Below are 11629 nucleotides of genomic sequence, written 5' to 3'. Positions count from 1 at the left end.
TTACTATAAGTCCTATCCGGGGACATTGGGCAATGATATAATTCAGTTCGTGGGATGAAAGAAGGGAGACGCTCGGCCAATGAGATTCGAAAATTTACGCAGCTTTCTGGAAGCGCTTCGTAAGGAAAATCAACTAAAAGTCATCTCCGCGCCGGTCGATCCGAATTTGGAGCTTGCCGAAATTCACCGCAGGGTTATCGACGAGCAAGGGCCTGCGCTGCTGTTTACCAATGTAAAAGGGGCTTCCTTCCCGGTTGTGACCAATCTGTTCGGAACAAGCCGGAGGGTAGACCTTGCGTTCGGGCCGCGTCCCGAGCAGCTGATGAAGGATATTATCGCGGCCAAGGATACGCTTCTGCCGCCTACGCCAAAGGCGGTCTGGGACCAGCGGCAGCTTCTTCTGGACCTGCTCAAGGTGGGGACCAAAAACGTGTCTTCCGACGCGGCTCCGGTGCTGCAGCAGTGCAAGACCGAGTCGCCGCTTGCCGGACTTCCTGTCTTGACGAGCTGGCAGGAAGACGGAGGGCCGTTCGTCACGCTGCCGCTGGTGTATACCGAGCATCCGGAGAACGGCCATCATAACCTGGGCATGTACCGGATGCAGGTTTACGACGACCGGACAACGGGCATGCACTGGCAAATCCATAAGGGCGGCGGCTTCCATTACCACGAAGCGGAGAAGCGCGGACAAGCGCTGCCGGTGACAGTGTTTCTCGGCGGCCCGCCGGCCTTGATCGCATCGGCCATTGCACCGGTGCCCGAGCATTTGCCGGAGCTGCTGCTGACCTCGCTGATTATGGGGCAAAAGCTGCCGCTCGTGGCCAATCCGCAGGGCGGACACCGTCTCGTTGCCGAGGCGGAATTTGCGATTTGCGGTTCGGTAGCGCCGCATGTACGCCGTCCCGAAGGTCCGTTCGGAGACCATTACGGCTATTATTCGCTGACGCACGATTTTCCGGTATTCAACGTGAGCCATATGTGGCACCGCAAGGATGCCATTTATCCGGCTACGATTGTCGGCAAACCGAGACAAGAGGACTACTATCTCGGAGAGTTTCTGCAAAAGCTGCTGTCGCCCGCCTTTCCGATGGCGATGCCAGGCGTCAAAGACTTGTGGACGTACGCCGAAACCGGCTTTCATGCGCTTGCCGCGGCGATTGTCCGCGAGAGCTACAGCCGCGAAGCGATCGTCTCGGCGTTCCGTATTCTTGGCGAGGGGCAGCTGTCGCTGACGAAGTTTTTGATGGTAACGGACCGGCCATTGGATTTGGAACGTTTCCCGACGCTGCTGGAGACGGTGCTCGAGCGGTTCGATCCGCTGCAGGACTTGTACGTATTCGGGAATACGTCGCACGACACGCTTGATTATACCGGCGACCGGCTTAACCACGGCAGCAAAGCGGTGCTGGTCGGCGTGGGCGAACCGAAGCGGGAGCTGCCGGCCGTCTACATGGGCGGGGAGCTGCCGGGCGTTTCGGCTGCCGCCGTTTATTGCCGCGGCTGTCTCGTCGTCTCCGGGGCCTCCTATACGGATGATCCCGGATTGGCTAACCGGTTGGCGGAGGAGGCGGGAGATCGTCTGGCCCAGTGGCCGCTGGTCATCGTGGCGGACGAGACGTCCATTGCCGGCGATCAAACGGCGTTCCTCTGGACGGTGTTCACCCGGTTTAACCCGGCCGCCGATATTTACGCGCGCACGCAGGTCAAGCGCCACCATATCGGCTACGAGCTGCCGCTCGTAATCGACGCCCGGATGAAGCCCGGTTACCCGGACGAGCTTTTCCCGAGGGAAGATATCGTGAAGCTGGTCGATTCCCGATGGAGCGAATATTTTGCTTAATGTCATGAACGCAACCGACGATAGCGGCGTGTCCTTCAACTAAGGCATGCGCCGCTGTCGTTTTTTTTTGCAGATACGATTGTTTTTGCAAAACGGGATCGGGTATACTGAATGGGACAACGGGATGGGATGGAGACACCTATGTTAAGAGCGATTTTTGGCGAGCCGTCCAGACAGGACACCGGGCTGCTGCTTGACGCCAACGAGGCGATCCGGGGATATTTGCGAATCGTCGCCCGGACGAAAAAGGGAACGGCTCCGACTCCGCAGGAGCGCCGTTATGCGGTCTGGTGCCATAGCTTTCTGCGGGCGCTGGACGAGTTGGAGCAGAGCCAGTACGCGGCCCTCCGCTACGGGGAGCGGGTGAAGACCAGGTTCATCGACCGGATGGAGCGCGAGGAGCTGGACGATTACCACCGCCATTTATATTATTATAACAACGCCCTGATTCGTCTGTTCGCCGTGCTGGACAAGCTGGGGCACTTTATGAACGAACGTCTGGCTCTGAAGACGGAAAAGATCAAATCGCGGTTTTCGTACTTCACCGTTCTCCGCAACATGCATCAGCATAAGCTGTTTACGGACTTGGAGGCGAAGCTTTACGAGCTTAAAACGGGCTACAAAGAGCCGCTCACGCGTCTGCGCAATCAGCGCAATATGGAAATCCATACGATTAACGCCGACCTGCTGGACGATCTGATGAAGGCGGAGGAAGCGAAATACGGCGAGCGGCTGCGTTCCGAGACGGAGGATGTCCGCGAAAATTTGGCCGATCTCGAGCGGGGCTGCGACATGGCGTTCCGTTCGGTGACGACCGTCTTTCGTTATTTGGTCCGGTGATCGGGGCGTCCTGGGTTACGCCAAGAGTGAAGTTGAATCGCTCTCCGGCTTGCACTATACTTTGAGTAGAGCGGGAACGAACGAGAAGCGGGAGGTGGGAGCATGGAGGGGCAGCGGAAAACAGCCCTCATTACGGGAAGCGCCAAAGGTCTTGGTAAAATGACCGCGCTCCTGCTTGCCGAACGGGGAACCGATATCGTGCTGAATTACGTGCACAGCGAGAAGGAAGCGTTCGAGCTGCGCGAGGCGATACGCCGCAAGGGCGTACGCTGCGAGGCGGTGCAGGGAAGCGTAGCCGTTCCCGAGGACAGGGAAAGGCTTGTACGGGAAGCGGTCCGCCATTTCGGTTCGATCGATATATTGATTAACAACGCCGGTCCGTTCATCCGCGAACGCCGGCTGTTCATGGAGTACGAGCTTGGGGAAATCAACGAGTTGATGCAGGGCAACCTGCTCGGCGTGATGCATTTGGATCATCTGGTTATTCCGATGATGCGCCGGAAGCAGTGGGGCCGGATTATTCATTTCGGGTTCGGCCATGCGGCGGAGGCGCGGGGGTGGCCCCACCGGGCGGCTTACGCGGCCGCCAAAGTTGGTCTGGTCTCCTTCACGAAAACGCTGGCTGTGGAAGAAGCGTCGGAAGGAATTACGGTCAACATGATTTGTCCGGGAGACATTCGCGGCGCGAACAAAGAGCGGACGATCGGCGAGGTGGAGCACCTGCAGGACGACGAATCCCCGCGCGGACGTCCCGGAACGGGAGAGGACATCGCCCGGGTCATCGCTTTTTTATGCGAAGAGCGCTCGGATTTCATTACCGGCAACATCATGGACGTATCCGGAGGGCTGGACCCGATCCGCGCCATGATCGGTAGCGGGTCCGTGCAAGCGGCCGCAAGCGGCACAAACAAACAGCCCTGAGCGGCGCATGGAGCATGCGGGCTCAGGGCTGTTCTTCGTAAAACGATGTTCCGGGCGGTCAGCGTATTAGAATACTTGCATAACCTCTTGAACGCCTTCCACTTCTTCAAGCAGCGCGCGCTCGATACCGGCTTTCAGCGTGATGGTCGAGCTTGGGCAGCTGCCGCAAGCGCCCATCAAACGCAGTTTAACGATGCCGTCCTCAACGTCGACCAGCTCTACGTCGCCACCGTCGCGTTGCAGGAACGGGCGCAGCTTATCTAGAACTTCAAGAACCTCGTCGTACATGGTGCTTTGCTGAGTGTTCTCGCTCATTTGCATCATCTCCCTTCTTATTTTATTATAGTACAATCGATCGAAAATTAAAATGGCTGTAAGGCAGGCGAATGTGCGATGAGACCGATCATTGAATTTTGTACGAACAATATGCATCACGGGACAGCCAAGCTGATGCAGCAGCTGGAGCAAAATCCCGAATACGACGTGATCGAGTACGGATGTCTCGGCAACTGCGGGGAATGCTATTTGGCTCCGTTCGCGCTGGTCAACGGCGAGATCGTAGCGGCACCCACCGCAGAGGAGCTGGAGGCGGGCATTCAGCTTAAAATAAAAGAGATCGAGGATATGCTCGATCTCTTCAAGGATGAATAAAGTTTACCCCAAATGTCGCTTCGACATCCAGAGCACGCCGCTCTTCAAGGCACGGGGCACCATGCCGAGCATGACCGTCCGTTTGCCCATCAGGCCGAAGCCGGCTTTTTTACCGAGCGACCCGAGAACTCCCTTGAGCTTGATTTTACCAAGCCGGGGAGTTTCGTTTTTCCATACGGCCTGCAATACTTCCGCCACTTGCTTGCCTTGCGCTTCTGCCGCTTGTCCGCTCGGGGAGAAGGGCAGGGCCGCACAGTCGCCGACGACATAAATTTCATTGTAATCGGGCAGCTGGTGGTATTCGTTAATCGTTAACCGTCCTTGATTGTCCTTGGGCAGATTCAAGTTCTGCACGATCGGGCTTGGCTGAATGCCGGCGGTCCAGATGGTAATATCGGTTTGAATAATTTCCTGTTGGTTATACAGCAGACCGCCTTCCAAACGGTTCAACGATACGTGCGAGCGGAGCTCGATGTCGTGCTCCAGCATCCACTCGCGCACATACCGCTGCAGCCTTTCCGGGAATGGAGACAGCACGCTGGCGCCGCGGTCCAGGATGCGGATGTTCAAGTCCGGCCGGCTCTCGCGCAGCTCCGCTGCCATTTCTACGCCGCTAAGTCCGCCTCCGACAATGGTGATCTGACCGTAAGGAGCCGTATCGTTGGCAGCCTGGTACGTTTTGCGGGTAGCCGACAACGACTGAATGCTGTTCGAGAATTCCTGCGCTCCGGGAATGTTGTGGTATTTGTCCACGCAGCCGAGCGCGATGACGAGCCAGTCGTACGACAGCGGTTCGTCGTTCGCGAAACGGATCACCTTCTGCTCCGGATCGACGGCCGTAACTTCGCCGTATTTCAGAATCAATCTCGGATCTACCGGAAAATGCACCCGGATGTCTTGTTCGGATACCGTTCCGGCCGCAAGCGCGTAATATTCCGTCTTCAGTCCTTGATATGGCATCCGGTCGACCATGATCATCACCGTATCGGCCGGGATCTCTCCTTCCAGCAATTCTTTCGCTACCGTCAGTCCGCCGTAGCCTCCGCCCAAAATGACAAGTTTTTTCATAACAACGGTTAACCCTTTCTCTTATGACTTAATTAGTAGACCTTGATCTCGTTATAGAAAGTATCGCGCTCGACGGCAATGCGGCCGGCGCCTTGAATGAGCCAGACCAGCTCGTCGCGTGTCATGCCTTCCGGCGAGGTTGCCCCAGCGGCATGGCTGATGCGTTCCTGGATAATCGTGCCGTGGGCGTCCGAAGCGCCGAAGGTCAGGGCAATTTGCGTAAGCTGCGTACCGAGATTGATGAAATAAGCTTTGATATGCTGAATGTTGTCCAGCATCAGACGGCTGATCGCAATCGTCTTCAGATTGTCGAACGCTGATACCCGGCGTTTGATGCTGGCGTTGACGCTGGCCGGCTGAACCGAGTTCGGTATAAAGACCATGAAGCCGCCGGTTTCATCCTGCAGCTCGCGCAGGTACATCATATGCCGGATCCGTTCTTCGAACGTCTCGATGGAGCCGAACAGCATGGTGGCGTGCGTTTTCATGCCGAGCTGATGCGCGGTGCGGTGCACTTCCAGCCAAGCTTCGGTGGATGCTTTATCGACCAGGTGCATTTTTTTGCGGTAACGCTCGGACAAAATTTCCGCGCCCCCGCCCGGCATCGTGCCGAGTCCCGCATCCATCAGCGTTTGCAGCACTTCTTTATAGCTTAACCCGCTGAGCCGGGAAAAAAACTCAATCTCCGCCGCGGTATGAGCCTTGATCGTCACATTCGGATAGCGCTGCTTCAGCCCCTTGATACAGTCGACATAATATTGGAAAGGCACGTTCGGATTGTGGCCGCCCGTAATGTGGAACTCCCGCATATTCGGGTGGTAGTGCTTGTCGATGTAATCGAACATTTGCTCGGCCGTCAGCGTGTATGCGCCGTCCTCGCCCTCGTCGCGGCGGAAATGGCAGAACGCGCAGTGCTCCTCGCATACATTGGTGAAGTAGAGGCTCATGTTGTCGACGAAGTACACTTTTTTGCCGTTCTTCTTCAGGTTCACTTGGTTTGCTAATTGTCCGATGGTTAATAAATCGTCCGTTTCGTACAGAAAAACGCCGTCTTCCAGGGTCAAACGCTCTCCGTGCTCCACTTTTTCGGCGATTTCGGCCATGCGCCTTTCCTGGCTGTTGATGATCATACTCATGGTTTAGCCACCTCCGTAAATGGGTCAGGCGCCCCTGGTTTCCGCTGACGGGACGCTCTGTCGATGAAGTTGTACAACGATATAGGGACCGCGTCTTTCACAGTTTGCTGCGGATGAACCGGCGGAAGCTGTGAAAGCTTGCACATGGTCAGCTGGCCAAGAACACACAGGCAGGCGAAGCTTGGACGTATTCCATGGAAATACGAAGCTTCGCTTGAGCGCTTGGTCAGACCGACATGCATTTCTTCCGATATGACAAATGTGTGAAAAACAATACTCCTTATTATAAACCTACTACAGGAGAGGGGCAATACATGAATCGTTAAAACTATATTCCTGTTGTAAAAATAAACAAGATAGGGTCTAGTTCCTATTTTCATGGGCAGGGGAGTCTAGTATACTGTTAGATTGAAATAACAATGGGTAGGACGGTGCCAAGTTGCTTACTCCAGCTCTCGATGAGCAGGCCTCCATTTCCGAAGAAATCGAAGACATGCGTGAACAGATGGTAAGTTTAGGCAATCAGCTCGGGCTCATGCATCCGGAAGTGCAGCACTGCAGCAGACAATTGGATCAATTGCTGCTTCGTTATTATGAAGCGGATAAAACCGACAGCCGCAAATGAGGCAGCCCTTGAGGACCGACGCCGGAAGGAGTATACTTCTATATAGAAGTACATTTTCGAGCAGGTAAGGGAGGCATGGCGATATGATTAAAATCAGCGAAACGGCTTGCGATAAAATTAAAGAAATGCTCGCGGCGGAGGAAGCTCCGAATCTGTTCTTGCGCGTAGGCGTCAAGGAAGGCGGCTGCAGCGGCTTTTCCTACGGGATGGGCTTTGACGACAACGAGCAGGAAGGCGACAAAGTCATGGACATCCACGGGCTGAAGGTCGTCGTGGATGAAGAGAGCGCCAAGTATTTGTACGGTGTGGAGATCGATTTCCAAGACACCGGCATCGGCGGCGGATTCAGCATTCATAACCCGAACGCCGTAGCCACATGCGGCTGCGGCTCCAGCTTCCGCACGAAGCCGGAGGACGAAGCGCTGGCTCAGCCTTGCGAGGATTGAGGCTCTCTCAAAGCGGTTTTTGAATAAACGGCAACAACCCGGGAATGGGATTGTGCTTTAAGTTACCTCTTGATGTTATTTTTCGGAATAATCGTTGAGAGGTATTTTTGTTTTGTAAAGCTTGAAAGTGGGAAGGGTATATGGAAAATAAATTAAGATGGCAGCTTGGCGGTGTAGAGGTTAACAACCTTATTCCGATCGGCTGCCGTCTTTTTGTATTACGCTAAAAAGTTCATTTGGAGTGATGTTAAAATAAGCGCACAATTTGGCTATAAGTTCCGCTGGGATTCGTTTATTTTCCATATCGACATTATTAATCAAGTCATTAATTGTTGATCGGCGATATTTAATTTCGGTTGAGAGTTTAAGCGCAGAGATATTTTTCTTCTTTATAATTTCACCAAGATGACAGTGTAATCTCACATCGTTAATATCCATATCAATAAGCTCCTATTCACAATCCACTTGAAATAAATATAGCAAAAAGATAATAAGTAATCTATTGACCGTTTAACGATCAATTGTTATAGTAGTGATATGAACGTTTAACGGTCATGTTATCGGCGTTCTTTTTAGAACTTCATCTTTGGTACTTCTTGCAAAATGAACATTCAAAACAAAAAGGAGTGGCGGACATGTTGAAGAGAGTAACGCTTGTTCTCGAAGCAGGCGAAAATGATTTTGAACTTACGGACGCTTATTTGACGCCGGACGAATCCCACGCATTTTTTATTTCAAACCATATTGTTCATTATACCATGGCTTCCCGGACTCAAAATCATCGAATTTACGTGGAGTGCGGTGCGAGATTAATTTTAGGCAAGACGCATAAAGGAGATATCGTTATTTTCGACCTCCACGAAAAGCTCCATGCCATGACGGCTTACGAACTTCTGAATTTCCACGTGCTCCATGATGCAGATAAGCTGAGTCTTATTCGTTGAGAAACGGATTTATTTGATCATGGTGTTAACATGTATCGACTACTGAATCGGGATTGGGGAACTACTACGGGTCATGGTCATTGATACCAAGCATTTGAAGATCGTGAACCAGCATTACTCTCCGCGTAATCCGAACGGCCCGTCGATCAACATTTTGCTGCTCCTGCGTCATCTTGTTATATCTTATTTAGCAAAATACGGCTCCGTTGCTCAAATAACCATTTTGTAGTAATATCAGAACAGGTGTTTGTTTCCGGGGAGCGTGGAAGATGCGCTTCGTTCGATCTGGAGAGGAGGACGAATATGCCGGTAATCAGATCCGAATTATACATAGAAGCGCCGATTGAAACCTGCTTCGATTTGGCGCGAAGCATCGACGTTCACGCCCAATCGACTTCGCAAACGAAAGAAAGAGCGGTCGGCGGAGTCATGAGCGGGTTGATTGAGCTGGGGCAGACGGTAACGTGGGAGGCCGTCCATTTTGGCATCAAGCAGCGGTTAACGGCAAAAATAACGGAGTTTGAGTCGCCTTTTTATTTTGTGGACGAGATGGTCCGCGGGGCGTTCAAGCGGTTTCGGCATACGCATGAGTTCTGTGCCGTCGATTCGGGAACGTTGATGATCGATGAGTTTGATTATACGTCGCCGTTAGGGCCGCTGGGCAGGATGGCGGACCGGATGTTTCTGGAATCGTACATGAGAAACTTTTTGCTGAAACGCAATCTTTACATTAAGCAGCTGGCGGAGAAGCAAGCCGGATGAATGGCCGGACCCATGCCAAAAGCGGACGATCCTGAACAAGGTGTCCGCTTTTTAGCCGTTTATAGTGTGCCGCAAGCCTGCTCACTGCTTGGCATAGACATGCAGATGCTCGATATATTCATGCACCAACGCTTGCAGAGCTTCCGCCTTTTGCTCGAGGCCGCCGTCTTCGCCGAAGGCTTGCCGAATCGCTTCGACGTAGGCTCGGCCTTGTTGCTTTCCCGGCGCATACGCGCGGCCGTAATCGTCCAGATAGCTCGGCAAAAAGTAACATTCCAATACATTCATCGCCAGCCGGTAGTCCTCTTGCGGATTCGAATCCGACCAAGCCTTCAGCTTGTCATACAAGGCGCTTAGCGTAATCAGGCCGAGCCGATATGTTCTTCGGGCGAATTCAAACGCCTGCGGGTCGATGTCCCCGCGCTCGAACTGCTTGAAGTTTTTTTCGTCCAGCAGATACAAAGCCCCGCCCCATTCGGAAGCAAATTTCAGCCAAAAGTCGGCGTCCTCCTTTCGGATTGCAATCGTTTGAAGCTCTTCGAATACGATATCCGGGTTGTCGGTGAGCTTGGCTTTGGCCTCCGCTTTCGGCGAGTCTCCTTCAAAATTCAGCACATTGGCATTCACGTGACTGCTCCTATCTAAGCCATGGATTATTCCGCGGGCTCCTGCCGTAGTCAGCAGCGAACATGCGAACGGATACTTCATTGTATCATATCCGCATCCGCCGGTTAAATCTTAAACGCCAACGGCTGCGGCCGAACCGACAGCTTGACATCGCCTGGCTTATGCTTGTGCAGCAGCGTCCACATGAGATGCCGCCCGAGCGGGTTCGCGCTGTGAATAATAATTTCTTTTGCATACAGACCCTTCTCGACCATGTATTTGACCAGATCGTAGCCGCTGGCCTTACCGAGGCCCAAGTCATGATCAAGCGACAAGATATTAACCGGCCCGGCCGTCATCAAATCGATGCATTGCTCGACCGACCTCGCCAGCGTAAATCCTTTCGGGCACGGACGCAAGTCGTCCAAGTACACGTTCCTCATATGCCATCGCCTCTCTTTAACTTCCAGCATACGCAGCGCATGGCTCGATTGCTTGGACTGGGGCACAGCACTCCGCGCCGTTATCCGGCGAACGCCAAAAACGCCACTTGGTCGAAGTGGCGTCCGCACGCAGCTTGGCTGTTTACCTTTCCAGCAGAACTTGAATGCCTTTGATCACATTCCAGATCATAACGACGAAGTACAGAATCAGGCTGAGCACACCCAGAACAATCGTGGAGGTGACCGAGATCGTCGCGATCCAGATGAAGAGGAAGAAGATCAGCGAGAGGAACGGCAAGATGTGCGAGAGAAGCGCCTTTTTGGCATGCTCGCGGACCCAGCCGTCGTTGGTGACGAAATACACGATAACCGGTACAAGAAATCCGGCGAAAAATATGCTGAAATAACAAAGCGAAGCGATCAGTTTACGTGCTTCCATGAAGGATGCTCCCCTTCCTTCTTCGTATATAAAATCGATCAATGTTATGACTACTTACGTCGGAGACGGCAGCGGGTTTCAGGTTCGTCGCACCATGAGGCATCGTTTCAACCAGCTTGGGGACGTTTAAACAATAAATAACATGCGCACGCCATAATTGCCCAATTTTAGTTGAATTGGTTCAAAATGGTCCAAGCCGATCATATTTTTTTATCGCGAAAACGGTACGCTGCTTGTGTATAACTTTGTCCACATTATACACCCCGCCAATGGCGTATATTCGACACTTATTAACAGAATACTCACAAGATATACACAATTTTTTGTGGATAACGGAACGCTTGTTCTAATTTTGGGCGCATGTTAATATAATTTTACATTACGGAATAAGGTGAGTTGTCCCATGAAACTGATCAGTAATGAGATTTTAGTGGACTCCTATTTCAAAGCCGTCGATTTGAAACTCGAGGAAGATTTTGTCGAATTGTTGTTAGACGAGATCAAGAGGAGACAAATCAACTTAGACTTCTACAAAGAAGGTGAAGCCCAGGTCAGCTGACCGGGCTTTTTTCTTTTATCAAGAAAATCTATGATATAATAGTTCCGATTATGACGGGTGTGGGAGAGAAACGATGGAGCGATTAACGATTGCTGTAAATGTGCCCCTTGGCTTTCACGCCAGACCGGTTTCGCGGTGGGTCAGCCTTGCGCAGACCTTTCAAAGTCACATTACCGTGACGTTCCGGGGCAATACGGTCGATGGCAAAAGCGCGCTCGGGCTCATGGCGCTGGCCGTTCCCAGCGGCGCGGAGCTTGAGGTGTGCGCCAGCGGACCGGACGAGCATGAGGCGCTTGCCGCTCTTGCGGGCTTGGCCTCGCGATCGTTTTCCACTTAAGTTACGGCTACG

General features: G+C 52.8%; 17 protein-coding genes. 10 read left to right on the top strand and 7 right to left on the bottom strand.

All coding sequences use genetic code 11. From position 1 onward, the window contains the following. The first annotated feature begins 79 nt into the window (after positions 1–79). From PEH01S_RS05835 to PEH01S_RS05825, 3 genes are all read left to right on the top strand, one after another. Entirely contained in the window at positions 80–1840 is a 1761-nt protein-coding gene (locus tag PEH01S_RS05835; protein WP_025850088.1) for a UbiD family decarboxylase, read from the top strand. A gap of 141 nt (positions 1841–1981) precedes the next feature. Beyond that, positions 1982–2680 (top strand): Cthe_2314 family HEPN domain-containing protein, encoded by a 699-nt coding sequence (locus PEH01S_RS05830; RefSeq protein ID WP_025850089.1) that lies wholly within the window; start codon positions 1982–1984, stop codon positions 2678–2680. A gap of 102 nt (positions 2681–2782) precedes the next feature. Beyond that, a complete protein-coding gene (locus PEH01S_RS05825) occupies positions 2783–3601 on the top strand; it encodes an SDR family oxidoreductase (protein ID WP_025850090.1) in 819 nt (272 codons plus the stop codon). Between the two features lie 66 nt (positions 3602–3667). Here PEH01S_RS05825 and PEH01S_RS05820 read toward each other — a convergent pair whose 3' ends face one another. Then, the gene (locus tag PEH01S_RS05820; protein WP_010493716.1) at positions 3668–3916 is read right to left on the bottom strand and encodes a NifU family protein; all 249 of its coding nucleotides are present in this window, start codon (positions 3914–3916) and stop codon (positions 3668–3670) included. A 78-nt stretch (positions 3917–3994) separates the two neighbouring features. Here PEH01S_RS05820 and PEH01S_RS05815 point away from each other — a divergent pair, with 78 nt between their 5' ends. Continuing rightward, positions 3995–4252, top strand: a complete 258-nt coding sequence (locus tag PEH01S_RS05815; protein ID WP_025850091.1) for a YuzB family protein — start codon at positions 3995–3997, stop codon at positions 4250–4252. Between the two features lie 3 nt (positions 4253–4255). Here PEH01S_RS05815 and PEH01S_RS05810 read toward each other — a convergent pair whose 3' ends face one another. Together PEH01S_RS05810 and mqnE are read right to left on the bottom strand one after the other, a co-directional pair. Beyond that, the gene (locus PEH01S_RS05810; RefSeq protein WP_025850092.1) at positions 4256–5320 is read right to left on the bottom strand and encodes an NAD(P)/FAD-dependent oxidoreductase; all 1065 of its coding nucleotides are present in this window, start codon (positions 5318–5320) and stop codon (positions 4256–4258) included. Between the two features lie 32 nt (positions 5321–5352). After that, on the bottom strand, positions 5353–6456 hold the full coding sequence (gene mqnE / locus PEH01S_RS05805; RefSeq protein ID WP_025850093.1) for an aminofutalosine synthase MqnE: 1104 nt from the start codon (positions 6454–6456) through the stop codon (positions 5353–5355). 439 nt (positions 6457–6895) lie between these two features. Here mqnE and PEH01S_RS05800 point away from each other — a divergent pair, with 439 nt between their 5' ends. Together PEH01S_RS05800 and PEH01S_RS05795 are read left to right on the top strand one after the other, a co-directional pair. Further along, entirely contained in the window at positions 6896–7081 is a 186-nt protein-coding gene (locus tag PEH01S_RS05800; protein WP_025850094.1) for an aspartyl-phosphate phosphatase Spo0E family protein, read from the top strand. A gap of 83 nt (positions 7082–7164) precedes the next feature. Continuing rightward, the gene (locus tag PEH01S_RS05795; RefSeq protein ID WP_025850095.1) at positions 7165–7527 is read left to right on the top strand and encodes a HesB/IscA family protein; all 363 of its coding nucleotides are present in this window, start codon (positions 7165–7167) and stop codon (positions 7525–7527) included. Between the two features lie 189 nt (positions 7528–7716). Here the strand turns inward: PEH01S_RS05795 and PEH01S_RS05790 are convergent, their stop codons facing one another. After that, positions 7717–7965 (bottom strand): helix-turn-helix domain-containing protein, encoded by a 249-nt coding sequence (locus PEH01S_RS05790; RefSeq protein ID WP_127484234.1) that lies wholly within the window; start codon positions 7963–7965, stop codon positions 7717–7719. Between the two features lie 197 nt (positions 7966–8162). Here PEH01S_RS05790 and PEH01S_RS05785 point away from each other — a divergent pair, with 197 nt between their 5' ends. Then, entirely contained in the window at positions 8163–8471 is a 309-nt protein-coding gene (locus PEH01S_RS05785) for a hypothetical protein (protein ID WP_025850097.1), read from the top strand. A 303-nt stretch (positions 8472–8774) separates the two neighbouring features. Further along, positions 8775–9233 (top strand): SRPBCC family protein, encoded by a 459-nt coding sequence (locus PEH01S_RS05775; RefSeq protein WP_025850098.1) that lies wholly within the window; start codon positions 8775–8777, stop codon positions 9231–9233. Positions 9234–9314: 81 nt separating this feature from the next. On the opposite strand, the gene PEH01S_RS05770 is transcribed toward PEH01S_RS05775, so the two are convergent. From PEH01S_RS05770 to PEH01S_RS05760, 3 genes are all read right to left on the bottom strand, one after another. Next, on the bottom strand, positions 9315–9860 hold the full coding sequence (locus PEH01S_RS05770) for a hypothetical protein (RefSeq protein WP_025850099.1): 546 nt from the start codon (positions 9858–9860) through the stop codon (positions 9315–9317). Positions 9861–9964: 104 nt separating this feature from the next. Further along, positions 9965–10282 (bottom strand): cyclic-phosphate processing receiver domain-containing protein, encoded by a 318-nt coding sequence (locus tag PEH01S_RS05765; protein WP_036714130.1) that lies wholly within the window; start codon positions 10280–10282, stop codon positions 9965–9967. A 142-nt stretch (positions 10283–10424) separates the two neighbouring features. After that, positions 10425–10721: a DUF4870 domain-containing protein gene (locus PEH01S_RS05760; RefSeq protein ID WP_025850100.1), complete on the bottom strand. Its 297-nt coding sequence runs from the start codon at positions 10719–10721 to the stop codon at positions 10425–10427. Positions 10722–11124: 403 nt separating this feature from the next. On the opposite strand from PEH01S_RS05760, the gene sda reads away from it, so the two are divergent. Both sda and PEH01S_RS05750 read left to right on the top strand, forming a co-directional pair. After that, on the top strand, positions 11125–11280 hold the full coding sequence (sda, locus tag PEH01S_RS05755) for a sporulation histidine kinase inhibitor Sda (protein ID WP_025850101.1): 156 nt from the start codon (positions 11125–11127) through the stop codon (positions 11278–11280). 73 nt (positions 11281–11353) lie between these two features. Beyond that, on the top strand, positions 11354–11617 hold the full coding sequence (locus PEH01S_RS05750) for an HPr family phosphocarrier protein (protein WP_025850102.1): 264 nt from the start codon (positions 11354–11356) through the stop codon (positions 11615–11617). The last annotated feature ends 12 nt before the right edge of the window (positions 11618–11629 follow it).

This window comes from Paenibacillus ehimensis NBRC 15659, assembly GCF_004000785.1.
In the GTDB taxonomy this organism is placed as follows: Bacteria; Bacillota; Bacilli; order Paenibacillales; family NBRC-103111; genus Paenibacillus_G; species Paenibacillus_G ehimensis.
This window is presented reverse-complemented; position numbering and strand designations above follow the sequence as displayed.